This is a genomic window from Aedoeadaptatus coli (assembly GCF_900343085.1).
Lineage (GTDB): Bacteria > Bacillota > Clostridia > Tissierellales > Peptoniphilaceae > Aedoeadaptatus > Aedoeadaptatus coli.
This window is the reverse complement of sequence record NZ_OPYI01000007.1, coordinates 1-26,783: the sequence shown is the minus strand read 5'-3', so window position 1 is coordinate 26,783 and position 26,783 is coordinate 1. Positions and strand designations below refer to the sequence as shown.

The following is a 26,783-nucleotide window of genomic DNA, read 5'->3' as shown; positions in this document are numbered from 1 at the left end:
CATGGATAAGACAGTACACGTCAATGTTTTGTTAGACTTATACGATGAATTGCTAAGCGACAGGCAAAGGCAAGTGATGGATCTCTACTATAAGGAGGACTACTCCTTAAACGAGATTTCCGATCTGTTGAGTATTTCGAAGCAAGCCATTTCCGAGCACATTAAACGCGCGGAAGGGGCGCTGAAAAATTACGAGTCGACCCTGAAGCTCGCCAAAAAAACGAAGCGATGGAAAGAAGACGGGGAAGCCATCGTCGCATCCCTGGAAGAGCTCAGGCTCTTTTCCCGGGAGGCCCGTTTTCATGAAATCATCGATTCGATTGAAACTCGTATAGATAAGGAGGGATACTATGATATTTGAATCCCTGGGCGATAAATTGCAAGACACGATCGGCAAATTGCGCGGCAAAGGTAAAGTAACCGAGCAAGATGTCGACGAGGCGATGCGCGAAGTTAAATTGGCACTGCTCGAGGCCGATGTCAATTTTAAAGTCGTCAAATCCTTTGTAAAAAAAGTAAAAGAACGCTCCTTGGGCAGCGACGTCATGGAAAGTTTGACGCCGGGCCAACAGGTCATTAAAATCGTTATGGAAGAGCTGTCGGCCCTAATGGGCGACAACGCGGAAAAAATCGATTTTTCCAAAAATCCGACGGTCATCTTAATGACCGGTCTGCAAGGGGCCGGCAAGACCACCACCACGGCGAAGCTGGCGCGCTTATTGAAGAAGCAAAACAAGCGGCCGCTGCTCGTGGCCTGCGACGTCTACCGCCCGGCGGCCATTAAGCAGTTGGAAGTATTGGCATCGCAAGTTCAGGTTCCCGTCTTCGCTCAGGGAACCGACGAAGATCCCGTGGCCATTGCACGGCGCGGTGTCGAGCACGCCAAGGCCAACGGCAACGACGTGGTCATCATCGACACGGCGGGCCGCCTCCACGTGGATGAGGCCCTAATGGATGAAATCAAAGGGATAAAAGAGGCCACGGCGCCGACGGAAATCCTCTTGGTTTTAGATGCCATGACCGGTCAAGATGCGGTGAAAGTGGCTCAGGCATTTAACGATGCCCTGTCCATAACAGGCGTTGTCCTCACGAAGTTGGACGGCGACGCCCGAGGCGGTGCGGCACTTTCCATTCGTTCGGTAACGGACGTGCCCATTAAGTTTATCGCCTTAGGCGAAAAACTGGACGCACTGGAAGTATTCCACCCGGATCGCATGGCGAAGCGCATTTTGGGCATGGGCGACGTGGTGGGCCTTATCGAAAAGGCCGAAGAATTTGTGGACGAGAAGAAAGCCAAGGAATTGGAAGAAAAAATTCGTTCCCAAACCTTCACCTTCGACGACTTTCTGGACCAGATGCAGCAGATGCGAAATTTAGGTCCGCTGGAAGACTTGTTGGGCATGCTTCCCGGCATGAACAACAAGGCCATGAAAAATTTAAAGATCGACGAGAAGGAATTCGCTCGCGTGGAGGCGATCATTCAATCCATGACGAAAAAAGAGCGAACCCACCCGGAGATCATCGACAGTTCGAGGAAAAAGCGCATTGCCCAAGGATCGGGTACCGATGTAAGACAGGTGAACGGGCTGTTAAAGCAATTTAAAGAATTGCGAAAAATGATGAAAAAGCTCGGCGCGATGAATGGAGGAAAGGGCAAACGCAAAATGAAGATGCCTTTTCCGTTTTAAATGAGAAATATGGGAGGATATAATGGCAGTAAAAATCAGATTAAAGAGAATGGGTTCCAAGAAGAATCCCTTTTACAGAATCGTAGTAGCAGATTCCAGAAAACCGAGAGACGGTCGTTTCATTGAAGAAATCGGTTATTACAACCCCTTAACGGAACCGAAGATTTTGCGCGTCGATGCCGACAAGGCAAACAGCTGGATTAAAAACGGCGCAAAACCCACGGATACCGTCGAACGTCTCTTCAAGGAAAATGCCGTTTACGAAGCAACGGGCAACTTCGATAACACCGACGTACAAAAGGCAAAACGCGAAGAAAAAATGGCCGCCGAACGCAAGGCACGGGCCGAAAGAGAAGCTGAATTGGATCGCTTAGACGAAGAAGCAAAAGAAAAGAAAGCCAAAGAAGCGGAAGAAGCCAAAGCCGCAGCCGCAGCTGAAGCTGAAGCAGAAGCTGCCGAAGCTGAAGCGGAAGAAGCTGAAGGCGAAGAAGAAGTCGCAGAAGAAGCTGAAGCGGAAGAAGTTGCTGAAGAAGCATAAGGTTCGAACCAGGAGGTGAGACCATGGAAGCGTTAATTCACTACATCGTCTCGAAGCTCGTCATGGATCCCGAGTCCGTCGAAGTGATCGAAACCAGAGACGGCGACGAGGTCCACATCCAAGTGTATCTGAATCCCGACGACATGGGGCGCGTCATCGGACGTCAAGGAAAGATCGCCCGCTCCATTCGCAGCATCGCCAAAGCGGTGGGAACGAAAGAACAAGTAATGGTCTCGGTGGATTTCGATGCCAAAGAAGGATAAAGTCCTCGTCGGATTAATCACATCGGCCCACGGCATTCGCGGCATGGTGAAGGTCTATCCCTATACGGATTCGCCGGATCGATTCCACACGATTCAGCGCGTCTACATCGAAGGGGACGACGAGCTTCGGGCCGTCGAGTCGGCGTCGGTTCAAAAAAACATGGCCCTTGTAAAAATTCAGGGTGTGGATACGCGAAACGCGGCGGAAGGAATTTTGAAAAAGAAATTATTCATTCCTTTCGACGATCGCAAGCCCCTTGAAAAAGACCAGTTTTTTATCGACGACTTAATCGGCCTGACCGTATCGACGCCCTCAGGCGATGTAATCGGCAAACTTACCGATGTGATGACCCAACACGGCAACGATATTTTAGTGATCGACACGGAAAAAGGCGAGGTGCTTATCCCGTTTGTCAAAGCCTTTGTTCGTTCGGTCGATACGGGCGGCATCGTCGTCGAGCCCATCGAGGGGATGCTTCCATGAGATTTACCGTACTGACTTTATTTCCGGAATTCGTGGAATCCATGAAGGGTTATTCCGTCATCGGGCGAGCCGTGGATAAGGGCTTGATTCGCCTGGACTGCGTCAATATCCGGGATTACACCACGGACAAACACAACAATGTGGACGATTACAGCTACGGCGGCGGACCGGGCATGGTTTTACAGGCTCAGCCGGTTGCCGATGCCATATTAAAAAAACGCGGTTGGGACGGTCACGTCATCCATTTATCGCCGCGAGGCAAGGTCTTGACGCAATCGAAGCTGGAAGAACTGGCAAAGAAAGAGCACCTCGTTTTGGTCAACGGCCATTACGAAGGCATCGATCAGCGGGTGTTGGATCACTACATCGACGAAGAGATTTCCATCGGTGATTACGTCCTTTCCGGCGGGGAGCTGGGGAGCATGGTCTTAATCGACGGCGTCAGTCGACTGGTTCCGGGCGTCCTTAGTAACGAAGATTCGGCCGTGGAAGAATCCCACAGCCAAGGCCTTTTGGAACACGGGCACTACACCAGGCCCTATAATTTCAGGGGCTACTGCGTACCCGACGTGCTTATGAGCGGCAATCACCGAAAGATCGAAGAATATAGAAGAAGAGAAGCTCTGAAAGTGACCTACGAACGTAGGCCCGATCTGTTAGAGACAGCGGCGCTTTCGGAGACGGACAAGAGTTTCATAAAAGCTCTTAAAGAAAAACAAGAGGGGGAAAAGCATGGACATCATTAAATCCATTGAACAAGCGCAATTAAAAGACAATGTGCCTGAATTTAAAGCAGGCGACACCGTACAAGTAAACTACCGCATCATCGAAGGTTCCAGAGAAAGAATCCAAGCCTTCGAAGGCACCGTTATCAAACGTCAAGGCGGCGGCATTAACGAAACCTTTACCGTCAGACGTCTTTCCTATGGTGTCGGCGTCGAAAGAACATTCCCGGTACACTCTCCGAGAATCGCCGAAATCAAGGTATTAAAGCGCGGTAAAGTTCGTCGTGCAAAACTTTACTACTTACGCGATCGCCAAGGTAAAGCGGCCAAAGTTAAAGAAAAGAAGTTTTAATTGTTTAGGCATTGCTTTTGCAGTGCCTATTCTTTTAAAATCTTTTCCTGTTTAAGAAAGTAGCAGGTACCATGAAAAAACTACTTATATTGCTATTGGTTCTTGCCGGCGTATTATTTGGCGGCTACACCGTTTTAAATAAAGCGGGCGGCAACAATCAATACTCTGAAACGTACAAAACCTTCCACATTATCTACGAAGATCAACTCGTGCCGGCAAAATTTTCCATGCGCGAAGACGGTCAGTACTACATGTCCCTTGAAGGCGTGCAAAAATACCTGGACGATACGGCACACTACGACGAAGCAAAAGCTGCCGTCGTCTTCAACAACAAGAGCGGCGAAAAAGTCTTGCCTTTAGACAGCAAGGAAGCCACGGTAAACGGCGGCAAAATCGGCTTAAGAGATCCCCTCGTGAAAAAGGACGATCAAATCTTTATTCCGGTGGAAGCCTTCGTTCACGATTATCCCATTGCCATGAATTACGAAAAGGACAAAAATGTCCTGGTCATGGACAATCGCATGAAAAAACACGCGGTCGGCACACTGGCTGGAGACGGCGTGAATTTACGTGAATCCGGCACCACGGATTCGCCCATTGTCGCCACCTTGAAGGCCGATGCCAAGCTTAGGGTTTACGGCAAAAAAGGCGATTGGTATCGCGTCAGAGAACAAGACGGCTACCTTGGGTGGATTCGCGAAGATAATTTGCAGGTTGAAACCCTCGACGGCGGCGAATACACGGCGGACAGCGGCCTCGTGCTGCAATCAGCCGTTAAAAAGCCTCTGAATATTACCTACGATTACACCTACGCCCAAGTGAAGGACGAAGTCATTGCGGGTATCAAGAAAATCGACGGTTTGGACGTGGTGATTCCCACGTGGTTTTCCGTGGAAAATGCCCAAGGAGACATTCGCGACCGCGGCGATATTCGCTACGTCGAAAATTACGCCAAATTAGGCGTGGCCACCTGGGCCTATCTGGACAACAGTTTCGATCCCGAGCTGACCCATCAATTCCTGCAAAATGAAGAGGCGCGGAAAAGGGCTGTATCCACCTATATCAATTTTGCAAAAGCCTACGGCATGAAGGGCATTAACATCGACTTTGAAAACATCAAAGTGGAAGATCGCGATGCCTTAACAACCTTTGTCAGAGAAGTGGCCGAAGAGGCCCGGGCGGCAAACCTTTTGGTTTCTGTCTGTGTCACGCCGCAAATTTCAAAAAATGTGGAAAACGAGCTTTATGACAGAAAGGCCTTGGCCGAGATCTGCGACTACGTGGTCTTAATGGCTTACGACCAACACTGGGGAAGCTCCGAAAAAGCCGGATCCGTCGCAGAATACAAATGGGTGGAAGGCAATATCAATCTCAGCCTAAAAGATATTCCGCCGGAAAAATTCATTCTCTCCGTTCCCTTCTATGCCCGTCTGTGGAAAGAAGGAGATAAGGGGCTTACATCCAGTGCCGTGGGCATGAAAACCACAGCCGATTACGTCACGGCCCATGGTTTAAATCCTACGTGGGACGATGAGGCGAAGCAGTACACCATCGAGCAGAGCGTGAACGGAAAGAGCGAAAAGATTTGGATCGAAAACGCGGAATCCGTCAGCTGGAAGGTGTCTTTGATGCGCAAATACAATTTGGCGGGGATTTCTTCCTGGCGTCTCGGATTCGAGACACCCGATGTGTGGGGTGCCATGGCGGATCAATTCAGTAAATACCGCTATCCCTATCAATAGAAATTGCATATTTCGGAAATTTTGATATAATGGCAGAGGAAGACGGAATAAAGACAAAGGAGTGTTCATGGTACCTGAAACACATCGCATTATCGCCGGTGAGGTGCGAGATCGCATCATAGAGGATTACGGCATTATTTTGGATGAATCGAAAATGTTGCGCGGATCCATTGCGCCGGATGTGTATCCCAAGTATAAATTTATTCCCCATTACTATGATGAAAGCATCGATTACGTCGTCGAAAAAATTGTGGCCTTGGTTCCCTATATGTCGGAGCTGGCCAATGACACGGCGTGGAAAGGTTTATTAAATCTTCCTGTCAGCTACAAGATCGGCGTCATCAGCCACTATCTGTGCGACTACATGACCCATCCCCATGCTCGCCGCATTCGCTGCACTTCCATGAAAGATATGAAATCCCATATGCTTTACGAAAAAGATCTGAACCGCCACGTAAAAAAACACGGCGTCGATCGGGACTCTATTTCCAACATGGAAATGGGCAGCTTCCAAGGCGACAAGGATGATCTTCGCGTCTATGTAAAAGAGCAGATCGCGGCCTTGATCGAGCTTTATAAAAAAGAAACCATCACATTCAGAAACGATGCGAATTTCGCCTATATCGTCAATGTGTTTATATCAAATGTAGTTTGCGAAGCGGCCTTAAGCTATCAGAAGGCCGGACAAGTTCAAATGGCATAACCTTTGAAGAGAAGGGAAGTAGGACGGCTTATATTCAGCGAGGCATGTCGGTGAAAGATGCTTATAGGTCCCTGCGGAAAACATCTCGGAGGCTCTGCTCTCAAAAGGGCAGACGGTTTTACCCGTTATTTTGTAATAGAGTATGAAGTACTCGAACAGGTGGCATAGCGAATTTTTCGTCCGTTTGATGAAGAATTCGCTTTTTGTATTGAAGGAGAAAAGATGAGAAACAATTCTGAAGCGACAAAATTTACAATCAAAGAAACGCAAATCGCCATTAAAAGTTTAAAAGACTATTTTGAGAGGGATTTGGCGAATACATTAAACTTGACCCGCGTCTCGGCGCCTTTGTTTGTGCGTCCGGAAACGGGCTTAAACGACAATTTAAGCGGCGTGGAAAAGGCCGTATCGTTCAAACTGCGCAAATACGACATCGACGTGGAAATCGTGCAGTCCTTGGCGAAATGGAAGCGCAACGCCCTGAAGGCCTACGGCTTCGACTATTACGAAGGCCTCTATACGGACATGAACGCCATACGCCCCGACGAAGAGCTGGACGCCATCCATTCCATTTACGTCGACCAATGGGATTGGGAAAAAGTGATCCGCAAGGAAGATCGCACCGACGCCTATTTGCATTTTATCGTTTCGGAAATCTATTCGGTTTTTCTACGCACGGAGACCTACATTAACAGCGTCTACCCCAATATTCTCTCGAGAAAATTGCCCTCATCCATTTACTTTATGACGGCACAGGAATTGGAGGACAAGTATCCGGATCTGAGCCCGAAGGACCGGGAGTACGCTATTTGCCGCGAGAAAAAAGCGGTGTTTTTACAAGGCATCGGAAAAGAACTTGCAGGCGGCGCACCCCACGACGGCCGTAGCCCGGACTACGACGATTGGGATTTAAACGGGGACATTTTATTCTACAATCCCACGACGGATTCGGTGATCGAGCTTTCCTCCATGGGCATTCGCGTGGACGAAGAAAGCTTAATGCGCCAATTGGAAGTGGCCGGCGAAACGGATCGCCTGAAGATGAAGTACCACAAGGATCTCTTGGACGGGGAGCTCCCCTATACCGTGGGCGGCGGCATCGGTCAATCGCGAATCTGCATGTTCTTTTTGGAAAAGAAGTCCATCGCCGAGGTGCAAGCGTCCGTATGGCCCGAGGATTTTCTCCTGGAATCGAAACTCCGGGGAGAAGATGTGCTTTAAAAGGCCGTGAATTCTCTCGTGCTTTATGATAAAATAAAGCACAATAAGGAGGAAAGGCATGTCCGTACAAAACGCGCAACTGAATGACAAGACGTTAAATTTCGTCGACATGAAAGCGAAGCTCACACAGAAGTTTTTGTATGGAGCGGACAGCTCGGCCATGCAACTCCTTTTAAATTTGTATGACCTGGAAGAGAAGATCCACAACATCTTTCCTTCCTACGTCTCGATGAAAAATCTTAAGAAGGATATTTTGTCCTTTCTGCGGCGTAAAGAAAATCGCGCCCTCTTTGCAAACAGCCTGACCGACGCGATTTACGACGACATTAATCGTTTTGAGCTCGTCATGTATTTGGCCGGCTACAAATGCGGTTACAGTGCGGCATCGGAGGCCAACGAACTGGAGGTCATCGCCCTCAGGCACATCGACCTGTGCCATCTCTTTGAGCGAAAGGTGCTGTTCCACTACGATGTGGAATTTGAGGATGTGCGGCGCTTCCGCAAGGAGGCCATTAATCGGCACATGTGCTCCATCGGAGGCGGCGCGCCCATTCAGGAACAGGCCCGTCGGTTTTCGAAAGCGGTACTAAAACGCAAAGTGTTGACCCTAAACCACTATGTGGACCGGCAATTGCAAATGGATTTTCAAAGCCCGAAAAAGTTGTATCGCGAGTCGGACTACGTATTGACCCGGGAAGAGCTGGTCGGTTTAAATCGCAAATTAAAGAATTTTTTATACCGAGACGGACTCAGAATCTATTTGTCGGCCTACTGGTGCGGCATCAACGATTCGGTTTTAAGAAGATATCGTCCGTAATCGAAGGGCTCTGAGGGGCCCTTTTTTTAAGGAGTTTTATGAGAGTTTTGGGAATCGATCCGGGCCTCGCCACCATGGGCTATGGTATTATCGACGTGGAGGGCAATCGCCTCTGTGCCGTGGAGTACGGCACCATTGAAACGGCAAGCAAGACGGATTATCCGAAACGCCTGTTTCAGCTTCACGTGGAACTGAAAAAAATCATCGAAGATACCTGCCCCGACGAGGTGGCCATGGAGGAGCTGTTTTTTAATAAGAATATTACCACGGCCATTTCCGTGGCTCAGGCCCGGGGCGTGGAAATATTGACTTGCATGGAAATGGGCCTGCCGATTTACGAGTACACGCCCCTTCAGATTAAGCAGGCCGTGGTCGGTTACGGGCGGGCGGAGAAGCATCAGGTACAGGAAATGGTGAAGATGTTTTTGCATTTAAAAGACATTCCCAAGCCCGACGATGCCGCCGACGGGTTGGCCATCGCCATCACCCATATCCATTCGGCGAAGAGCAAAGCACATTTTGAATTGAAGTAGGTGGCATATGATCGATCGCATAGGCGGCATGATTTTAGAAAAGAAATTAGATAGCGTCGTCGTGGAAACGGGAGGATTCGGCCTTTTGGTCTATCTCCCCGGATCCGATCTCGGACGAATCGACGAAGGGGATCGCGCGACGATTTATACGTATCTGCAAGTAAAAGACGACGGATTTTCCCTCTTCGGCTTTTTAGACGAGAAGGACAGGGAATTGTTTCTCCTGTTAATCGGCGTCACCGGCGTGGGCCCGAAAGTGGCCATGGGTATTTTCGGTCGATTTTCCGCCGACGATGTGATTTATTTCATTCAAAACGGCGACGCGAAATCATTAACGGAAGCGCCGGGCATCGGAAAGAAGACGGCGGAGCGTTTGCTCTTGGAGCTTAAAGACAAAGTGAAGGGGCTGAGCGTGGCGGCGCCTCGAGGTGATATTGCGCCCGTTTCTGCGCAGGGTGCCGTGCAAGAGGCCATGGACGCCCTTGAAGGGCTCGGCTACGCCACCAATGAAGCGAAGGCGGCGATTCAAGGCATCGATAGCGACGATGTGGAAGTTTTGTTAAAAGCGGCGCTTAGGCGTCTCGCCATGAAGGGGTAAGGAGGGCCTATGGAAGAGGAACGATTAGTTTCAAAAACCGTGTTGCCTCAGGAAGAACGCCTGGAAACGGCCCTTCGTCCGAAATTTCTTTCGGAATACATCGGCCAGGACAAGGCGAAGGAAAAGCTGGAAATTTTCATTGAGGCGGCCAGGCGCCGCGACGAATCCCTGGACCACGCCCTGTTGAGCGGACCGCCGGGGCTCGGCAAGACCACCCTGGCCAATATTATCGCCAACGAAATGCACGTCAACATGCGGGTGACTTCGGGGCCTGCCATCGAGCGGCCGGGAGATTTGGCCAGTATTTTGACCAATTTAGATGAAAACGACGTGCTCTTTATCGACGAAATCCACCGCATTCCCCGCACCGTGGAAGAAATTCTCTACCCGGCAATGGAAGACTTTGCCTTGGATATCATCGTGGGCAAGGGCCCTTCGGCGAGGTCCCTGCGTCTGGACCTCAATCACTTTACATTAATCGGCGCCACCACCCGCTCCGGTCAGCTGGCTTCGCCTTTAAGGGACCGCTTCGGCGTGCTCTTAAACCTTGAGCTTTACGACGTGGAGAGCTTAAAGACCATTTTACTGCGCTCATCGGAGATTTTAAATATTCCTTTGAGCACCTCCGGCGCCATGGAAATCGCTAAAAGGAGCAGAGGCACGCCTCGAATCGCCAATCGCCTGTTGAAGCGGATTCGCGATTTTGCGGAAGTGAAGCGAAACGGATTAATCGACGAGGATGTGGCGAAAGAAGGCCTGCGGCTTTTAGACGTGGACGATTACGGACTGGATGATTTGGACCGAAAAATCTTGAGGACCATGATCTTAGACTACGAAGGTCGGCCTGTGGGGATCGACACCATTGCCGCCACCATCGGCGAGGAGCGCATTACCATCGAAGACGTCTACGAGCCCTATTTGCTTCAAATAAATTTTATTCAACGAACGCCTCGGGGCCGCATGGCCACGAAACGGGCCTACGATCATTTAGGCATTCCTTACAGAAAGGACGAGTCATGAGAAAATTACTTAGTTTACTGGCCTTTGTCGCCGTACTCGTAATGGGCGCGCCGGTGTTCGCGCAATCGGAGCCCATTCACGTTAAAGTAGGCCCCACTTCCTCTTCCATCACTCTTTCTACCGACGGCGGTTTAATGAAAAACGGCAGCCCCGTGGGAAGCAGCTTTAATGCCACGGCATCCAATGTATCGGAGACCGATGTATTTTCTTCCACCGCCGGCTACATTTCAATCGGCGGGAAGCCCTACCGGGGAAGTGTGCGCTTTGTGAAGTCGGGCGGTCAGTTGAAATCGGTGAACATCGTCGATGTAGACGACTACATTCGCGGCGTCTTGCCGAAAGAAATCGGCACCACCACGCCCATCGAAGCATTAAAGGTTCAGGCCGTAGTCTCCAGAAGCTTTGCCTACGCCAACTGGAACAAATTTGCCAAGTACGGCTATAATTTAGACGATTCCAGCGCCTCCCAAGCTTACGCAGGCATGAGCGTCGAGTCGCCCATGACCGACCGGGCCGTGGCGGAGACCAAGGACCAAATTCTTTACTACCAAGGCGAAGTGGCCAATACGATTTTTCACGCCACCAGCGGCGGCGAAACGGAAGCCATCGAAGAAGTATGGGGCGGCAATCCCTCTCCTTACTTAAAGGCTATAAAAGATCCTTATTCCCTGAATACGCGCCACGCCACTTGGGAGGCGACGCTCTCATCCGCCGACATTCGCCGGGCCTTTCCCTCTGTGGGAGAACCTACTTCTTTGGAAGTCTCGGAGCGCTCCTCCACAGGGCGCATTAAATCCATGGCCGTGGTGGGTACCTCGGGACGAGAAGTCGTGACGGGCAATCAATTCCGCATGAAATTAGGCCCCATTAAGGTAAAGAGCGCAAACTTTGGCACGGAAGCGAGGTCCCGCGGGGTTGAAAAACCGTTGACGGTGATCACCTCGACGGGAATCAGGCCCTATGCAAAGGTCCGAATTATTTCCGCCGCAGGCATCCGCACAGGTAACGCCGATTCGGTGATCCGCGCCAATGGCTTGGAGAGCGCAAGTGCACAAACGGCGACGTATAACGATGTCATGCCCATTCGAGGCTCGATTACATTAAAGGGCACAGGCTACGGCCACGGCGTGGGCCTCAGCCAATACGGCGCCATTGAAATGGCCAAGGCCGGCAAGGATTACAGAGCGATTTTGAGCTTTTACTATCCCGGCACGGAATTACGATAGAAAGGACAGCATGAAAACAAGCGAGTTTTACTACGATCTTCCCGAAGAATTAATCGCCCAACACCCGGCGGATAAGCGCGACGAATCCAGGCTCTTGCACGCCATGGCAAATGGCGAAGTGGAAGATTTAACCTTTAAAGACATCCTTCGATTCATTCGCCCCGAAGATGTGCTGGTGATCAATAATACGAAAGTTCTTCCCGCCAGGATCTACGGCCATCGTCCGGGAAAAGAGGAGCATATCGAAGTGCTTCTCGTAAAAGAAATCGAAAAGGATCTTTGGCAGTGCATGGTGCGCCCGGGCAAAAAGATGAAAGTCAGCGGCACCATCGAATTCGGCGAGGGCCTCACGGGAAAAGTGGAAGCGGTGACGGAAGACGGCTTGCGCCACATTCGATTCTCCTTCCAAGGCGTGTTCATTGAAATTTTGGAACGCCTCGGGGAAATGCCCCTGCCGCCCTACATTCACGAAAAATTAAAGGACAAGGATCGTTACCAAACGGTCTACGCCAAATACGAAGGCTCCGCTGCGGCGCCGACGGCGGGTCTGCATTTCACAAATGAGCTTTTGGATGCCATTCGCGCACAGGGCACGGAAATCGCGGAGATCACCCTCCACGTGGGCCTCGGAACCTTCCGTCCGGTAAAGACCGACGAGGTGGAAGCCCACGAAATGCACAGCGAGTATTACAAAATCGACGAGAAGGCGGCGGAGGCCATCAATCGCGCCAAGAAAAACGGCGGCAGAGTCATCGCCGTGGGCACCACCTCCATTCGCACCTTGGAAAGCTGCATGCAAAAAAACGGCAAGATCTGTGCCGATTCCGACAACACGTCGATTTTTATCTACCCCGGCTACGAATTTAAGATCGTCGACGCCATCGTGACGAATTTCCACTTGCCGGAATCCACCTTGATTATGCTGGTCTCGGCTTTTTACGGAAAAGACGCCATACTGAAAGCCTATGGCCACGCCGTGAAAGAAGGCTACCGCTTTTTCAGTTTCGGCGACGCCATGTTTATAGAAAAGAGAGAATCATGAAGTTTACACTAACCCATGAATCTTCGAACACGAAGGCGCGGCGGGGCATCATCGAAACCGATCACGGAACAATACAAACGCCGATCTTTATGCCCGTGGGCACCCAGGCCACGGTTAAGACCATGACACCGGAAGATTTGCGTGAAATCCGCGCGCAAATCATTTTGTCGAACACCTACCATTTGTTCCTGCGCCCGGGCACGGAGATCATTCAAGAGGCCGGCGGCCTGCATAAATTTATGCATTGGGACGGCCCGATCTTGACGGACAGCGGCGGCTTTCAGGTCTTCAGTTTATCTCACAGGCGAAAAATCACGGAAGAAGGCGTCACTTTCCGCAGCCACATCGACGGATCGAAGCAATTCCTCTCTCCGGAAAAATCCATCGAGATCCAGCACATTTTGGGATCGGACATTATTATGGCCTTCGACGAATGCGCGCCCTATCCCGCATCGAGAGATTACATCATGCACTCCGCCGAGCGCACAAGTCGCTGGGCCGAGCGCTGCAAGATCTACCACGACGACAAGCCGGGGCAAAACCTCTTCGGCATCATCCAAGGGGGCATGTACAAGGACCTTCGGAGACGAAGCGCCGAGCAATTGGTGGCCATGGATTTTCCCGGCTACGCCGTGGGTGGGCTTTCCGTCGGCGAGCCCATCGAAACCATGTGCGACGTTCTGGACCATACCACGGACTTTATGCCGAAAGACAAGCCCCGCTACCTTATGGGCGTCGGGACACCGGATTTTCTCTTTGAGGCCGTGGAAAGGGGCATCGACATGGCGGACTGTGTCCTTCCCACGCGTAACGCGAGAAAGGGCACTTGCATGACAAGCCACGGCAAGCTTGTCATAAAAAACGCCCAATACGCCCACGATTTCCGGCCCTTGGACGAGGAATGCGACTGCTACGTCTGCCGAAATTACTCCAGAGCCTATATTCGCCATTTGTTTAAAGCCAATGAAATTCTCGGCATGCACCTGGCCAGTTATCACAATCTGTATTTTCTCTTAAATCTCATGGACAATATAAGAAAGTCCATTGAAGAGGACAACTTCCTTCAATATAAAGATGACTTTTACGGAAAATATGGTTATAATAATAAGAAATAGATAGGAGGTATGTATGGAATTTGGAGATGGTCTTTTCCCGCTGGGAGCGATCGGTGGGGGAAATTCAATGGTCCCTACACTTATCTCTGTCGTTTTAATGATCGCCATCTTTTACTTCGGTATTATTCGTCCGAATAAAAAGAAGGAAAAAGAAGCGGCGGAAATGATGGAGAATCTGGCCGTCGGCGACGTTATCTATACCTATGGCGGCATCGTCGGAAAGATCGTGCAGGTGAAGGCCGATGTGATCGTCATCGAATCCACGGGCATGAAGACGCGCCTGGAAATTATGAAATGGGCGGTTAAGAATGTCTTGAAACCGTCGGGACGGAAAGCTGAAAAAGAAGAAGACGAAGAGGAAGAATAGGAGCATTTTATGAAATACATAAAAACACTGACGAAACGTTCACTGCGTAAAGGTTTAGAAAAAGCCGGCTGCGGCGAATGTCAAACCTCTTGCCAATCGGCCTGCAAGACCTCTTGTACCGTCGGCAATCAAAAGTGCGAAAATAAGGATAGATAAGGTTGTGGGATTCCCACACCTTTTTCTTTTAGAAGGGGAAATTTGTGCGTAAAATTCATCGTTTTCAAGGAAATGGCAAGCATATATTACTGGACGTGGCATCGGGCGCGGTGCACGTGGTGGATCCCATGATTTTCGACATGGCCGCAGACATGTTGGATTTGTCGAAAGAGGCCATGGTGGAAAAATACACAGGTCGCTACGATCCCCGTGAGGTGGCACAGGGCTACGATGAGCTGGATTACCTTATTGAAGAGGGCCTGCTCTATTCTGAGGACACGCCGGTGGATTTAAGCGGCTTTAATCCGGATTGCCACATTAAAGCCATGTGCCTTCACGTCTCCCACGACTGTAATTTGCGCTGCGCCTACTGTTTCGCCTCTCAGGGGGATTTCCACGGCGAGCGCATGGTCATGGATCTCGAGACCGGGAAAAAAGCCTTGGATTTTCTTTTGGAAAACTCCGGAAACCGCCGCAATTTAGAAGTCGACTTTTTCGGCGGCGAACCCATGATGAATTTCGATGTGGTAAAAGAGCTGGTCAGCTACGGCAGAGAACGGGAGAAAGCCTACGGAAAGAATTTCCGCTTCACCATGACGACCAACGGCCTTTTGCTGAACGATGAAAATATTGAGTATTTAAACCGGGAAATGGCCAATGTGGTCCTGTCCATCGACGGCCGCAAGGAAATCAACGACGCCATGCGTCCCACGGTCAATAAAAAAGGCAGCTACGACACCATCGTCCCGAATTTTCAAAAATTAATCGCCTCGCGGGGAGATAAGGATTACTACATTCGCGGCACTTTTACCAATCACAATTTAGACTTTTCGAAAGACGTCATGTTGTTCCACGATTTGGGCTTTGAAAAGACCTCCATGGAGCCTGTGGTCACCGATCCCAACGAAGAATACGCCATTCGCGAAGAGCATCTGGATCAAATCCTGAAAGAGTACGAAAAACTCAGCGAAGACTATTTGCGCATTCGAAAAGAGGATCCCGATTTCCTCTTTTTCCACTACATGATCGATCTTTCCGGCGGCCCCTGCGCCTACAAAAAGAGCATCGGCTGCGGCGCGGGAAGCGAATACGTGGCCGTAACGCCGACAGGGGATATTTATCCCTGCCATCAATTTGTCGGCGAGGAAGATTTCCTCCTGGGAAATGTAGACGAAGGCATCGTCAATAAAGAGCTACAGAATCATTTCCACAAGGCCGACGTCTTTCATAAAGAGGCCTGCACCGATTGCTGGGCCAAGTATTTTTGCAGCGGCGGTTGCCACGCCAACGCTTACCACAACAACGGCGACATTTACGAGCCCTTCGACATCGGTTGCCAAATGGAGCGCAAGCGCCTGGAATGCGCCCTCAGTGTCTATGCCAATGAGCAGAGTGAAGAATGAAATACTGGTCTATTAAAAACGAACAACCGAAAGAATCCATCGACTTTCGCGCATTGGGCCTGCAGGAATGGGAGTTTCGCATTCTGGTGAATCGCGGCGTGGACACGAAAGAAAAGATTCAAAACTACTTGCACCCTTCGATGGATCACATCCATTCGCCCATCGCATTAAAAGACATGGTGAAAGCGGGCAATCTCGTTCAAAGCGTCAAGGGAAAAATCCGCATCATCGGCGATTACGACTGTGACGGCGTCATGAGCACGACGATTCTTATGAAAGGCCTGGGCGGTCTCGGCTACGATGTGGACTACCGCCTGCCCCATCGCCGGGAAGACGGCTACGGAATGAAGCCCTTTATGGCCGATGAAGCCCTGACCGACGGCGTGGAGATGATCATCACCTGCGACAACGGCATTGCGCAGTTTGAAGCCATTGAAAAAGCGAAGGCCCTTGGCCTGAAGGTCATCGTCATCGACCACCATCAAGTGGTGTGGCGGGAAGGCGAGGAAGTCTTGCCGGAAGCCGACGCCATAATCAATCCCCATCAGGAAGATTGTAGCTATCCTTTCAAAGGCTTGTGCGGCGGCGCCTTGGCCTATTATTTTATTAACTATCTCTATACGATTTCGGGAAAAATCGAGACCATGGATGAAGACCTGATCGGTTTTGCCGCCCTGGCCACGGTGTGCGATGTCATGGAGCTAATGGGCGAAAACAGAGATCTGGTCACTTGCGGCCTCGCCCGATTAAATCAAACGGATAACATAGGCTTTAACGCCTTAAGGGAAGCGGCGAAGATCAAGGGGGAAATCGGCGCCTACCATTTAGGTTTCATCATCGGCCCCACCATCAATGCGGCAGGGCGCTTGGATACGGCCGCCGACGGGGTGGAATTGTTTTTAACGGAAGACGAAGCCTTTGCTGAAGAGACCGCCTCTTATTTGCGCGAGCTAAACAAAAAGCGCCAAGATTTAACCACCGAAGGCCTGGCTCGTTTGGAAAAACAATTGACCAGTCCCAAGGAAAGGGTGCAGCCCATTTACATTTTAAAAGATGAAACCATCGACGAGTCCATCGCCGGCATTATCGCCGGGCGCATTAAGGGAAAATACCATCGCCCCTGCATCGTGCTTACCTCGGGCAAAGACGGCCTGAAGGGATCGGGTAGAAGCATCGACGCTTATAATATGGTGGAGCAGATCCGAAAGAGCGAAAAATACCTTACCTCCTTCGGCGGCCACGCCATGGCCTGCGGCTTAAGCTTGAGAAAAGATCAGTTTATCGCCTTTAAGCTCGATGCCATCGAAAAAAGCGATTTGGATCCCAGAGATTTGGTGCCTCGTGTGCGTCTGGATACGATTATGCAGCTCGACAAGGTGAGTGCTGAAACTGTGGAGCGATTGAATCGCCTGAAGCCTTTCGGAAACGGAAATCCCAAACCGCTTTTCGGCGCAACCGGGGTCTATGTTTCACAATACCGAATTTTAGGTAAGAATAGGAATGTAATTAAATTGGAGCTGTTCTACAATCAGGCGCGCTACGACGGCATTCTCTTTATGCCGGCGGAGGATTTTCTGGCCTTTGCCAATGAGGCGAAGGCACCGGACGGCAGCCTGTGCATCGACATGGCCTATGTGCCCGCCATCGACACATTTAATAACAGAAATACGCTTCAATTTCAAATCGAAGACTTAAGACGATCTAAACGGTGATTATATGATTGAACAATTGATTGAAAAAATCTTGTCTTACAACCCTGAGGCCGATGTAGATAAAGTTCGCGAAGCCTACGACTATGCCGAAAAACATCACGAAGGCCAAAAGCGCAATTCAGGGGAGGATTACATCGTTCACCCCTTCAATGTTGCGCTCATTTTAGCTGAAATGAACATGGACGTTCCCACGATCATCGCGGGCCTTTTGCACGATACGATCGAGGATACGGAGGTCACCTACGAGGATGTAAAGGAGCGGTTCGGCGAAGAAGTCGCCATTTTGGTCGAAGGCGTGACGAAATTAAAAATGCTTTCTTACCAGACCAAACAGGAAAAGCAGGCGGAAAATATTCGCAAGATGGTCCTGGCCATGGCGAAAGACATTCGCGTGGTCATCGTAAAATTCGCCGACCGCCTGCACAATATGCGCACCTTGGAATACATGACGCCGGAGAAAAAGCACGACAAGGCGCTGGAGACCATCGAAATCTATGCGCCCCTGGCGGATCGTTTGGGGATGAGCCGCGTCAAAAGCGAATTGGAAGACTTGTCACTGCGCTACCTGGATCCCGAAAATTATTACAATCTAGTGGATATGGTGAACCGCCGCAGGAGCGAGCGGGAAGCTTTGATTCAATCCTTAATCGACGATATTTCCAAGCAGTTGAAGCGCATGGGCATCGCCGCGGACATTAACGGTCGACCGAAAAATTTTTACAGCATCTATAAAAAGATGATGAAGAAGGGAAAGACCTTCGAAGAGATCTACGATCTGCAGGCCATCCGCATCCTCGTCGACGACGTCAAGGATTGCTACGGGGCCTTGGGCGTGGTACACACGATGTACAAGCCCATTCCAGGCCGGTTCAAGGATTACATCTCCATGCCGAAGCAGAACAAGTACCAATCGTTACACACGACGGTTATCGACGACAACGGCGAAACCTTCGAAGTGCAAATTCGTACCTGGGAAATGCACAAGACGGCGGAATACGGGATCGCCGCCCACTGGAAGTACAAAGAAGGGGCGAAGAAATCCACATCCTTCGACGAAAACCTGACCTGGCTCAGACAGCTGCTGGAATGGCAAAAGGATTTAAAAGACCCGAACGAGTTTATGGAAACGCTGAAGGTGGACTTTTTTGCCGATGAGGTATTCGTCTTCACACCGAACGGCGACGTCATTAACCTGCCCGATAATTCCACACCTATCGACTTTGCCTATCGGGTACACACGGCTGTTGGGAACACCTGTGTCGGCGCGAAAATCAACGGCCGCATCGTTTCTTTGAGCCACAAATTAAAAAACGGCGAAATCGTCGAAGTCATTACCAATAAAAATTCCGAGCCGTCTTTGGATTGGCTTTCCATCGTCGCCAGTCCCCAGGCCCGCACGAAAATAAAACAGTATTTCAAAGTCAAGGACCGGGACAAAAACATCGAAAAGGGCCGGGCCATGATCGAGCAGGAGGCCAAGCGCCTGGGCTACCGGCCGTCGGAATTTGTTCGCGACGATTGGATGGAGGACGTGCGCCAACGGCTGAAGTTCGACAATTTAAACGACCTCTATTCCCAAGTCGGCTACGGAAGCATGAGCGTGCGCCAAGTGACGGCGAAGCTTGAGGAATACGCCAAGGAAGAAAAACGCAAAGCCATGGCGGAAAACATGACCGTGGAAGACATTGCCGTGCATGAAGAGTCGAAGAACCACCGAAACGCCGGGGGTATCGTGGTGAAGGGCATCGACAATGTGAAGGTGCGCATCGCTAAATGCTGTACGCCGGTTCCGGGGGATGAGATTGTGGGATTTATTACCATGGGCCGCGGCGTGAGCATTCACCGTTCCGACTGCATTAATCTGAAAAACAATATGAACGAAGATCGCCTCATTCCCGTGCGTTGGGAAATCGACGAAAAGGAAATGTACAGTGCGGAAATTGAAATCCGCGCCGCAAGCAAGAACAATGTCTTGGCCGACATCGCCAATCGAATTCACGACGCCCGACTGGACATTCAAAACCTCTCCGCCAGAGAGGACAAGGACCACAATTTGATTATTCGCACGGTGGTTCGCATTCATCACATCGACGAATTGGAACGATTGTTGAAAAAATTAGAGCGCGTGGAAAATGTCTATGAAGCTTATCGGGTAAGCGGTTAAGGAGGAAGTATGCGAGCAGTTATTCAACGGGTAAAACGAGCCAGCCTGTCCGTCGGCGGGGAAGAAGTCTCTTCCATCGGCGGAGGCCTTATGGTCTTGGTCGGCGTCACGGATTCCGACACGAAAAAAGACATGGAATACATCGGCAACAAAATCGTGGGTCTGCGCGTCTTCAACGACGAAAACGGCGTGATGAATGTCAATGTGGGCGACAGCCAGAACGAAATCATGGTGGTCAGCCAGTTTACCCTTTACGGTGACGCGAAAAAAGGCAATCGCCCCAGCTACATTCGGGCGGCGAAAGGCGAAATTTCGGAGCCCATGTACGAAGATCTGATCGCCTACATCGAATCCAAGGGCCATAAAGTCGCCCGCGGCGTCTTCGGTGCGGACATGGCCATCGACATGGTGGCGGACGGGCCGGTAACCATCTTAATCGACAGCGAAAGGAGATTTTAATGGCAATTGATACGCTCTTAGTCGGCGGTACGACGAATTGTTACATCGTCTACGATGACGACAAAAACGGATTTATCATCGATCCCGGCGCGGAAGCTGAAAAGATCCTCGCCCACGTCAAAAATTTAGGTTTAAATATCGAAGGCATTTTACTCACCCACGGCCACGGGGATCACATTTCCGCATTAAATAAAGTGCGCGACGCCTTGGGCGTGAAGGTTTATATGCATAAAGATGAATTGGACAACTTCCTGAGTCAATCGCCTCAGTTTGTCGCCATGCTCGGCGGCGAGCTCCCGAACAAAAATCCCGACGTTCTCTTACAAGACGGGGACGTTATTTCGTTCAAAGCAGGCGATGTGAAGGTTCTCTTTACGCCGGGCCACACGCCGGGGGGCGTCTGCTACCTATACGGCGATACGCTTTTCACCGGCGACACCCTGTTCCAAGGCTCCATCGGCCGCACGGATTTTCCCGGCGGCGACGTGGCGGCCATTATGGAATCCCTCGTCAAACTATCGAAATTGGATGAGGACTTAAAGGTGCTTTCCGGACACGGATTTGCCACGACCATCGGCACGGAAAAACGCATGAATCCCTTTATGCGGCAGATTTTATGATTCGAATAGTTAACGGCACAGATTCGGAGCTGCACACATTTTACGAGCTGCTTCGAATCTATTTTCCTGCTTACGAGACATCCGGCGAGCTGTTTTTAATTATCGACACGACAGCTGAAAATAAACACGTAACTTTAATGATCGACGACGATCAATACGAGAACACCTTTAGCGGCACAGATGAATATGAGTTGAAGCGAAAGATCAGCGCCTGGATTGCATCAGAAGTGGATCATCCGAACAAAGAGCCCTCTTTGTGGGGAAGCTTGACCGGAACCCGACCCATTAAATTTTTGCAAAAGCATCGGCGCGAATTAGGCGACGCCGGCGTAATGGAGCTTTTGACGAAGGATTACCTTATTGATCCCGACGTGGCATCTTTACTGATGCGCATTGCGAAGCGAGAAAGCGCCTTGATCGGCGACAATTGGGGCCGGGGCTACTCTTTGTACATTCACATTCCCTTTTGTCCGACGCGCTGCGAATACTGCAGCTATCCCACCATCGGCAGCGACAACAAAGAGGCCGTGCGAATTTACATGGATTATCTCTTAAAGGAGCTGTCCTTTGTGCTTAATAAAATGGGCACTTCACCGGAGACCGTCTACATCGGCGGCGGCACTCCCACGTCCATTCCCGTGGCGGATCTGGAGAAAATTTTTCAGGAGCTTCGCCATTTGACGCCGAAGGAATTTACTTTGGAAGCCGGCAGGCCCAAAACCATTACGACGGAATTGGTGGACATGATCCGCGACTATCCCGTGACGAGGATCAGCATCAATCCACAGACCATGGTGGATCGAACGCTGAAGGCGGTAAAAAGGCCGCACAGCGCCGAAGATATTTTAAAGGCCTACAAATTGGTGCGGGAGAGGACCGATCTTCAGGTGAATATGGACATGATCTTAGGTCTCGCCGACGAAACCGTAGACGATGTGGACTATACATTAAATAAGCTCTGCGCTCTCGCGCCGGAGAATATTACCGTCCACATGTTGTCTTTGAAAAACGGTTCGAAGCTTTTTGAAAACAACAGCGTTTTTGTAAAAAACACGCGCTCCATGGAAAGCTACGCCATGGGATTTTTGGAAGAGAAGGGCTACCATCCCTACTACCTGTATCGGCAGAAGCGGATTCTGGGCAACGGCGCAAATATCGGCTACGCAAAAGAGGGCACGGAATCCATCTACAATATGGTCATGATGGAAGAAATCCATACCGTCGTCGGCGTGGGCATGTCCGCAACGACGAAATTGGTGGATGCCCGGGGAAATACCATTCGAAAATTTTCAAATTTCAGAAACATGCGGGACTACACCGACCGCTTCAGCGAGGTGCTTAAGAAGAAGGCGAAGTATTTGGGAGACGTACTATGATATTAAAAAAACTCTTAGACGCCATAGAAATCATTGATAAAAAAGGCGTCATCGACGAGGATCACATCGTCGAACACATTTCCAACGACTCGAGAGAAATCGGCGAAGGAGATATTTTCGTCGCCATGAAGGGCGTCTTGGCCGACGGCCACGATTACATTCAAAAAGCCAAAGAAAAGGGCGCCGCACTGGCCGTGGTCGATCACTTCACCGACGACGATATACCGCAGATTTTGGTAAAAAATCCGCGAATCGCCCTGGCCGACTTGGCCTGCACATTTTACGATCATCCGTCGAAGGAAATGAAAGTGTTCGGTGTCACGGCCACAAACGGCAAGACCTCCACGGCCTATATGATTCGCGACATATTTAAAGAAGCGGGCTATGAGGTCGGCGTCGTCGGCACGGTGGAAGTGCAGTACAAAGACGTGTCCATTCCCTCGATTTTAACGACACCCGAGAGCATTCATCTGCAAAAGCACTTGCGCGACATGGCCGATGCCGGCGTGGAAGTGGTGGTCATGGAAGTGTCCTCTTCCGCGCAGGAACTATACAGAAGCAGGGGCATCGACTACGACATCGTAAGCTTCAACAATATTTCCGTGGAACACTTGGAGCAACACGGCACCTTTGAAAACTACTTTCACTACAAGAGCCGCTTGATTCGTCATGCCGACGAGAAGACGGCGGTCATCCTGAATATCGACGCGCCCCTTATCGAAGGGTTAATTGAAAAGACAAAAGGCGACGTGTTTTCGGCGGGCATCGAAAAAGACGCATCCATTGGCATCGAGGCCATTGATTTGTCCACGGGCTTTGCGAAATTTAATTACGTCGTGCGCCGGGCCCATCACAGCGACCGTTGGTCCCTGGAGCCCATGGTGCTTCCCATTCAATTGGAAGTAGCCGGTTACCACTCCGTATTAAACGCCATGATCGCCATTACTTACGGCTTATTGGAAGGCGTGGACGGCGCGGTCATTCAAAAGGCCATGCAAAATTTTTCCGGGGTCGAAAGACGCTTCGAATTGATCTATAATAAAGAGTATATGATCCTGGATGATCACTTTGCCAATGAAAAAAACATCGCCGTCACCCTGGAAACCTTGTGTCACATGGAATACAAGGACCTCCACCTTCTCTACGCCGTACGAGGCGGAAGAGGGGCCGAATTAAATCGGGACAATGCGCTGGAAATGGTCAAGTGGATGCACAAGCTTCCCCTCAAGACCTTTGTCGCCACCAGGAGCGAGGAAGTGGTCACGAAAAAGGACGAGGTGACGGATGCGGAATTGGCCGCCTTTAAAGAAGTCATGGCCGATGCCGGCTACGACGTGCCTGTGATGGACGATTTAAAAAGCGCCATCGACGGGGTATGGAGTAAGGTCGGTGAAAAGGACGTCTTTTTACTGGCCGGTTGCCAAGGCATGGATCACGGCGCCAAATACGTGTGGGAAGCCTTGGCCGAAAAATCAACAGGCGACGAGAAATCCTATTGGATGAAGAAAATAGAAAACAGAATTTGCTAGGAGGCATCATGGGAGAAGCATTAGGCGGATTAAAACGCAGTCATTTTTGTGGAAATTTAAGAGAAGAACAGATCGGTGAATCCGTAACGTTTATGGGCTGGGTGCAAAAATCCAGAAATCTCGGGTCCATTGTCTTTGCCGATCTTCGCGATTACACGGGGATTGTGCAAGTGGTATTCGACGGGGACACGGACGAAGCCATTTTCGAAAAGGCGACGAAGCTTCGCTCGGAATTTTGCGTCGCCGTCGTAGGCGCCGTTCGCATGAGGAGCTCCATTAACGAAAATATTCCCACCGGCAAGATCGAAGTGTTGGCTTCGGAATTAAAGATCTTATCCGAATCCGACGTCCCGCCGATTTACGTCAAAGACGACGACGATGTTTCCGATGATTTGCGCCTAAAATACCGTGCTCTGGACTTGAGAAAACCCCGCAGTCAGTCGATTTTACGCACCCGTTCTCGGGTATATAAATTAACGCGGGACTTCTTCGACAGCGAAGGCTTTGTGGAAGTTGAAACGCCTATGTTAAATAAGCCCACGCCGGAAGGGGCGCGGGACTATTTGGTGCCCAGCCGCATTCACGACGGGGAGTTTTATGCCCTGCCTCAATCGCCGCAACTTATGAAGCAATTGCTCATGGTGGCAGGCTTTGATCGCTACATTCAAATCGCCCGCTGCTTCAGGGACGAAGATTTGCGCTTCAACCGTCAACCGGAATTTACGCAAATCGACATGGAACTGAGCTTTGTGGAAGCGGAAGATGTCATCGAAGTCAACGAACGGTATTTAAAGATGCTCTTTAAAGAAGTTCTGGGCAAAGACTTGGCCGTTCCCTTCGATCGCATGACCTATCAAGAGGCCATGGATCGCTACGGCGTGGACAAGCCCGACGTGCGCTTCGGCATGGAATTAAAAGACGTCTCCGATTTAGTAAAGGACTGCGGCTTTAAGGTATTTACCTCCGCCGTGGAAAGCGGCGGCAGCGTTCGCGCCATCGTCGTAGAAGGCGGCGCCGAAGCCTATTCCCGCAAGAAGATCGACAAGCTGGAAGCTTTTGTGAAAGACTTCAAAGCCAAGGGTCTGGCATGGGCCAAGGTAAAAGAAGACGAAATTCAATCGCCGATTTTAAAATTCATCGGCGAGGAAAGCATGGATAAAATCCTGGAAAAACTCGAAGCCAAAGCCGGCGATTTGGTGCTTTTCGTGGCCGATAAAAATGCCACGGTCTACGCCGCTCTGGGTAATTTGAGAAACCACATTGCCGATGAAATGGGCATGATCCCCGAAGATGTCATCGCACCTTTGTGGATCGTGGAATTCCCCTTGTTTGAATACGACGAGGAAGAAGGCCGCTACGTGGCCATGCACCATCCCTTCACATCGCCCATGGACGAAGACTTAGATAAGCTGGAATCCGATCCCGGCGCCTGCCGTGCAAAAGCCTACGACATCGTCATTAACGGCGATGAAATGGGCGGCGGATCCATTCGTATCCACGACAGCGAGATTCAATCCCGCATGTTCAAGGCTTTGGGATTCACCGCGGAAGAAGCTGAAGAAAAGTTCGGCTTCCTCATCGAGGCCTTCCGCTACGGCGCGCCGCCGCACGGAGGCTTGGCCTACGGTCTCGACCGCTTAATCATGCTTTTAACCGGCGAAAAGAACATGCGCCATGTCATCGCCTTCCCGAAGACCCAATCCGCCAGCGATTTGCTCACCGGCGCGCCGGTGGCCTTGCCTGAAAAACAATTAGAGGAAGTTCACATTCGCGTTATAGAGGAGTGATCTTATGATCCAAATCGGACACATTCTATCCGTAAAAAACGGATTCGCCTATATGGAAGTAAGCAGAAAGGGCGCTTGCGGCTCCGCCTGTGCGGTCTGCGAGAGCTCGGCCTGTGAATCGAAGTCGGAGTTTATTTCCGTTCCCAACGAATTAAATGCCGAAGAAGGGGACAGCGTGGAATTGTACGTCAACGACAATTTCGTGCTCCACTCCATTTACAAACTCTACGGCATTCCCTTGATCGCCTTTTTACTGGCCATCGGCCTGGGGCAGCTTATCCTCCCCGATGCCATGGAGAGAAGGGATCTCTATATCTTTATTTTCGGCGCCCTTTCTCTCGTCGTCAGCTACTTTATCCTGCGAACCGTCGACAAGAAACACGCCAATGAAGCCCGACCGAAAATGGTCCGAATTCTTTAAACAAAAATCCATGCCGCGAGGCATGGATCAGAGTGATGACAAAGGAGGGAGAATCATCCGATTCACCCTTCCTTTTTTTGTGTCATCAAACAGCATTCGCTTCAATTATAGTAAAATAGAGAAAAAGGAGGTTGCTATGCTGCACAAAGAAGACAAGAAAAAAGTAGAACAAATTCAAATGATCGCTCTGGACCAACTCGTGCCGGCAGATCATCTTTTGCGAAAAATTGACCGTTACGTGGACTTCGACTTCATCTATGACCTGGTGGAAGACCTTTATTGCTTAGACAACGGCCGACCCAGCATCGACCCCGTGGTTCTCATTAAACTCGTCTTTATCCAACACCTTTATGGCATTCGCAGCATGCGCCAAACCATCAAAGAAGTCGAAGTCAACCTGGCCTATCGTTGGTTCTTGGGACTCGACTTCTACGATAAAATCCCCCACTTCACCACCTTTGGGCAAAACTACCGTCGGCGTTTTCAAGACACCGACCTCTTTGAGTCCATCTTCACCAACATCCTTCAACAAGCCATGGACCAAGGCTTCGTCGACACACGCCTCCAATTCGTCGATGCCACCCACGTCAAAGCCCATGCCAATCGCCACAAAAACAAAAAAGCCACAGTGAAGAAACACGTGCGAAGCTACCAACAACAACTGGAAAAAGAAATTGCCGACGATCGAAACGCACACGGAAAAGACGACCTCAAACCACCGA

28 protein-coding genes and 1 pseudogene are annotated in these 26,783 nt (G+C 50.4%); all 29 read left to right on the top strand.

Annotated features, from left to right (window positions below; translation table 11 throughout):
* Position 1 precedes the first annotated feature (1 nt).
* Positions 2–361 carry a YlxM family DNA-binding protein gene (gene ylxM / locus DG046_RS04775; protein ID WP_159082066.1) on the top strand — a complete coding sequence of 120 codons (360 nt, stop codon included), beginning with the start codon at positions 2–4 and terminating at the stop codon, positions 359–361.
* A complete protein-coding gene (gene ffh, locus DG046_RS04770) occupies positions 351–1,688 on the top strand; it encodes a signal recognition particle protein (protein ID WP_108831414.1) in 1,338 nt (445 codons plus the stop codon). The genes ylxM and ffh overlap by 11 nt, the downstream gene beginning before the upstream one ends.
* A 22-nt stretch (positions 1,689–1,710) precedes the next feature.
* Positions 1,711–1,956 (top strand): annotated as a pseudogene (rpsP, locus tag DG046_RS09715) (30S ribosomal protein S16); the annotation flags it as partial.
* A gap of 293 nt (positions 1,957–2,249) precedes the next feature.
* Positions 2,250–2,489, top strand: a complete 240-nt coding sequence (locus DG046_RS04760) for a KH domain-containing protein (protein ID WP_108831412.1) — start codon at positions 2,250–2,252, stop codon at positions 2,487–2,489.
* Complete coding sequence (rimM, locus tag DG046_RS04755) at positions 2,473–2,973, top strand: ribosome maturation factor RimM (RefSeq protein ID WP_108831411.1); 501 nt, start codon at positions 2,473–2,475, stop codon at positions 2,971–2,973. Before DG046_RS04760 ends, rimM begins: the two co-directional genes overlap by 17 nt.
* Positions 2,970–3,719, top strand: a complete 750-nt coding sequence (gene trmD / locus DG046_RS04750; RefSeq protein WP_108831410.1) for a tRNA (guanosine(37)-N1)-methyltransferase TrmD — start codon at positions 2,970–2,972, stop codon at positions 3,717–3,719. The genes rimM and trmD overlap by 4 nt, the downstream gene beginning before the upstream one ends.
* Positions 3,706–4,050 carry a 50S ribosomal protein L19 gene (gene rplS / locus DG046_RS04745; RefSeq protein WP_108831409.1) on the top strand — a complete coding sequence of 115 codons (345 nt, stop codon included), beginning with the start codon at positions 3,706–3,708 and terminating at the stop codon, positions 4,048–4,050. Before trmD ends, rplS begins: the two co-directional genes overlap by 14 nt.
* A 71-nt stretch (positions 4,051–4,121) precedes the next feature.
* A complete protein-coding gene (locus DG046_RS04740) occupies positions 4,122–5,792 on the top strand; it encodes a glycosyl hydrolase family 18 protein (RefSeq protein WP_108831408.1) in 1,671 nt (556 codons plus the stop codon).
* A gap of 67 nt (positions 5,793–5,859) precedes the next feature.
* Positions 5,860–6,495, top strand: a complete 636-nt coding sequence (locus DG046_RS04735; RefSeq protein WP_108831407.1) for a zinc dependent phospholipase C family protein — start codon at positions 5,860–5,862, stop codon at positions 6,493–6,495.
* 222 nt (positions 6,496–6,717) lie between these two features.
* Positions 6,718–7,716, top strand: coding sequence for an aspartate--ammonia ligase (gene asnA / locus DG046_RS04730; RefSeq protein ID WP_108831406.1), 999 nt, complete (start codon positions 6,718–6,720; stop codon positions 7,714–7,716).
* Positions 7,717–7,774: 58 nt separating this feature from the next.
* Positions 7,775–8,533, top strand: a complete 759-nt coding sequence (locus DG046_RS04725; protein WP_108831405.1) for a hypothetical protein — start codon at positions 7,775–7,777, stop codon at positions 8,531–8,533.
* Between the two features lie 38 nt (positions 8,534–8,571).
* A complete protein-coding gene (gene ruvC / locus DG046_RS04720; RefSeq protein WP_108831404.1) occupies positions 8,572–9,066 on the top strand; it encodes a crossover junction endodeoxyribonuclease RuvC in 495 nt (164 codons plus the stop codon).
* Positions 9,067–9,073: 7 nt separating this feature from the next.
* Entirely contained in the window at positions 9,074–9,664 is a 591-nt protein-coding gene (ruvA, locus tag DG046_RS04715) for a Holliday junction branch migration protein RuvA (RefSeq protein ID WP_108831403.1), read from the top strand.
* A gap of 9 nt (positions 9,665–9,673) precedes the next feature.
* Positions 9,674–10,684, top strand: a complete 1,011-nt coding sequence (gene ruvB, locus DG046_RS04710; RefSeq protein ID WP_108831402.1) for a Holliday junction branch migration DNA helicase RuvB — start codon at positions 9,674–9,676, stop codon at positions 10,682–10,684.
* Positions 10,681–11,910 carry a SpoIID/LytB domain-containing protein gene (locus DG046_RS04705; protein WP_108831401.1) on the top strand — a complete coding sequence of 410 codons (1,230 nt, stop codon included), beginning with the start codon at positions 10,681–10,683 and terminating at the stop codon, positions 11,908–11,910. Before ruvB ends, DG046_RS04705 begins: the two co-directional genes overlap by 4 nt.
* 10 nt (positions 11,911–11,920) lie before the next feature.
* A complete protein-coding gene (gene queA, locus DG046_RS04700; RefSeq protein WP_108831400.1) occupies positions 11,921–12,952 on the top strand; it encodes a tRNA preQ1(34) S-adenosylmethionine ribosyltransferase-isomerase QueA in 1,032 nt (343 codons plus the stop codon).
* Positions 12,949–14,067 (top strand): tRNA guanosine(34) transglycosylase Tgt, encoded by a 1,119-nt coding sequence (gene tgt, locus DG046_RS04695; protein WP_108831399.1) that lies wholly within the window; start codon positions 12,949–12,951, stop codon positions 14,065–14,067. Before queA ends, tgt begins: the two co-directional genes overlap by 4 nt.
* Before the next feature lie 13 nt (positions 14,068–14,080).
* Complete coding sequence (yajC, locus tag DG046_RS04690; RefSeq protein WP_199909584.1) at positions 14,081–14,434, top strand: preprotein translocase subunit YajC; 354 nt, start codon at positions 14,081–14,083, stop codon at positions 14,432–14,434.
* Positions 14,435–14,443: 9 nt separating this feature from the next.
* Positions 14,444–14,590: a six-cysteine ranthipeptide SCIFF gene (gene scfA, locus DG046_RS04685; protein WP_077075141.1), complete on the top strand. Its 147-nt coding sequence runs from the start codon at positions 14,444–14,446 to the stop codon at positions 14,588–14,590.
* 44 nt (positions 14,591–14,634) lie between these two features.
* Positions 14,635–15,993, top strand: coding sequence for a thioether cross-link-forming SCIFF peptide maturase (gene scfB, locus DG046_RS04680; RefSeq protein WP_108831398.1), 1,359 nt, complete (start codon positions 14,635–14,637; stop codon positions 15,991–15,993).
* Complete coding sequence (recJ, locus tag DG046_RS04675) at positions 15,990–17,705, top strand: single-stranded-DNA-specific exonuclease RecJ (RefSeq protein ID WP_108831397.1); 1,716 nt, start codon at positions 15,990–15,992, stop codon at positions 17,703–17,705. The genes scfB and recJ overlap by 4 nt, the downstream gene beginning before the upstream one ends.
* 4 nt (positions 17,706–17,709) lie before the next feature.
* Entirely contained in the window at positions 17,710–19,869 is a 2,160-nt protein-coding gene (locus DG046_RS04670; protein ID WP_108831396.1) for a RelA/SpoT family protein, read from the top strand.
* 9 nt (positions 19,870–19,878) lie between these two features.
* Positions 19,879–20,328 (top strand): D-aminoacyl-tRNA deacylase, encoded by a 450-nt coding sequence (gene dtd, locus DG046_RS04665; RefSeq protein ID WP_108831395.1) that lies wholly within the window; start codon positions 19,879–19,881, stop codon positions 20,326–20,328.
* Complete coding sequence (locus tag DG046_RS04660) at positions 20,328–20,948, top strand: MBL fold metallo-hydrolase (protein ID WP_108831394.1); 621 nt, start codon at positions 20,328–20,330, stop codon at positions 20,946–20,948. The genes dtd and DG046_RS04660 overlap by 1 nt, the downstream gene beginning before the upstream one ends.
* On the top strand, positions 20,945–22,324 hold the full coding sequence (hemZ, locus tag DG046_RS04655) for a coproporphyrinogen dehydrogenase HemZ (protein ID WP_108831393.1): 1,380 nt from the start codon (positions 20,945–20,947) through the stop codon (positions 22,322–22,324). Before DG046_RS04660 ends, hemZ begins: the two co-directional genes overlap by 4 nt.
* The gene (locus DG046_RS04650; RefSeq protein WP_108831392.1) at positions 22,321–23,853 is read left to right on the top strand and encodes a Mur ligase family protein; all 1,533 of its coding nucleotides are present in this window, start codon (positions 22,321–22,323) and stop codon (positions 23,851–23,853) included. The genes hemZ and DG046_RS04650 overlap by 4 nt, the downstream gene beginning before the upstream one ends.
* A gap of 8 nt (positions 23,854–23,861) precedes the next feature.
* A complete protein-coding gene (gene aspS / locus DG046_RS04645) occupies positions 23,862–25,640 on the top strand; it encodes an aspartate--tRNA ligase (RefSeq protein ID WP_108831391.1) in 1,779 nt (592 codons plus the stop codon).
* A gap of 4 nt (positions 25,641–25,644) precedes the next feature.
* Positions 25,645–26,061, top strand: a complete 417-nt coding sequence (locus DG046_RS04640; RefSeq protein ID WP_108831390.1) for a SoxR reducing system RseC family protein — start codon at positions 25,645–25,647, stop codon at positions 26,059–26,061.
* Between the two features lie 136 nt (positions 26,062–26,197).
* The coding region (locus DG046_RS04635; protein ID WP_199909583.1) for a transposase at positions 26,198–26,783 on the top strand (586 nt) is incomplete at its 3' end.

Excerpts from the sequence above, each read along its gene's own strand:
- ylxM (WP_159082066.1), top strand. The coding sequence starts at position 2 with ATGGATAAGACAGTACACGTCAATGTTTTGTTAGACTTATACGATGAA.
- ffh (WP_108831414.1), top strand. The coding sequence starts at position 351 with ATGATATTTGAATCCCTGGGCGATAAATTGCAAGACACGATCGGCAAA.
- DG046_RS04760 (WP_108831412.1), top strand. The coding sequence starts at position 2,250 with ATGGAAGCGTTAATTCACTACATCGTCTCGAAGCTCGTCATGGATCCC.
- rimM (WP_108831411.1), top strand. The coding sequence starts at position 2,473 with ATGCCAAAGAAGGATAAAGTCCTCGTCGGATTAATCACATCGGCCCAC.
- trmD (WP_108831410.1), top strand. The coding sequence starts at position 2,970 with ATGAGATTTACCGTACTGACTTTATTTCCGGAATTCGTGGAATCCATG.
- rplS (WP_108831409.1), top strand. The coding sequence starts at position 3,706 with ATGGACATCATTAAATCCATTGAACAAGCGCAATTAAAAGACAATGTG.
- DG046_RS04740 (WP_108831408.1), top strand. The coding sequence starts at position 4,122 with ATGAAAAAACTACTTATATTGCTATTGGTTCTTGCCGGCGTATTATTT.
- DG046_RS04735 (WP_108831407.1), top strand. The coding sequence starts at position 5,860 with ATGGTACCTGAAACACATCGCATTATCGCCGGTGAGGTGCGAGATCGC.
- asnA (WP_108831406.1), top strand. The coding sequence starts at position 6,718 with ATGAGAAACAATTCTGAAGCGACAAAATTTACAATCAAAGAAACGCAA.
- DG046_RS04725 (WP_108831405.1), top strand. The coding sequence starts at position 7,775 with ATGTCCGTACAAAACGCGCAACTGAATGACAAGACGTTAAATTTCGTC.
- ruvC (WP_108831404.1), top strand. The coding sequence starts at position 8,572 with ATGAGAGTTTTGGGAATCGATCCGGGCCTCGCCACCATGGGCTATGGT.
- ruvA (WP_108831403.1), top strand. The coding sequence starts at position 9,074 with ATGATCGATCGCATAGGCGGCATGATTTTAGAAAAGAAATTAGATAGC.
- ruvB (WP_108831402.1), top strand. The coding sequence starts at position 9,674 with ATGGAAGAGGAACGATTAGTTTCAAAAACCGTGTTGCCTCAGGAAGAA.
- DG046_RS04705 (WP_108831401.1), top strand. The coding sequence starts at position 10,681 with ATGAGAAAATTACTTAGTTTACTGGCCTTTGTCGCCGTACTCGTAATG.
- queA (WP_108831400.1), top strand. The coding sequence starts at position 11,921 with ATGAAAACAAGCGAGTTTTACTACGATCTTCCCGAAGAATTAATCGCC.
- tgt (WP_108831399.1), top strand. The coding sequence starts at position 12,949 with ATGAAGTTTACACTAACCCATGAATCTTCGAACACGAAGGCGCGGCGG.
- yajC (WP_199909584.1), top strand. The coding sequence starts at position 14,081 with ATGGAATTTGGAGATGGTCTTTTCCCGCTGGGAGCGATCGGTGGGGGA.
- scfA (WP_077075141.1), top strand. The coding sequence starts at position 14,444 with ATGAAATACATAAAAACACTGACGAAACGTTCACTGCGTAAAGGTTTA.
- recJ (WP_108831397.1), top strand. The coding sequence starts at position 15,990 with ATGAAATACTGGTCTATTAAAAACGAACAACCGAAAGAATCCATCGAC.
- DG046_RS04670 (WP_108831396.1), top strand. The coding sequence starts at position 17,710 with ATGATTGAACAATTGATTGAAAAAATCTTGTCTTACAACCCTGAGGCC.
- dtd (WP_108831395.1), top strand. The coding sequence starts at position 19,879 with ATGCGAGCAGTTATTCAACGGGTAAAACGAGCCAGCCTGTCCGTCGGC.
- DG046_RS04660 (WP_108831394.1), top strand. The coding sequence starts at position 20,328 with ATGGCAATTGATACGCTCTTAGTCGGCGGTACGACGAATTGTTACATC.
- hemZ (WP_108831393.1), top strand. The coding sequence starts at position 20,945 with ATGATTCGAATAGTTAACGGCACAGATTCGGAGCTGCACACATTTTAC.
- DG046_RS04650 (WP_108831392.1), top strand. The coding sequence starts at position 22,321 with ATGATATTAAAAAAACTCTTAGACGCCATAGAAATCATTGATAAAAAA.
- aspS (WP_108831391.1), top strand. The coding sequence starts at position 23,862 with ATGGGAGAAGCATTAGGCGGATTAAAACGCAGTCATTTTTGTGGAAAT.
- DG046_RS04640 (WP_108831390.1), top strand. The coding sequence starts at position 25,645 with ATGATCCAAATCGGACACATTCTATCCGTAAAAAACGGATTCGCCTAT.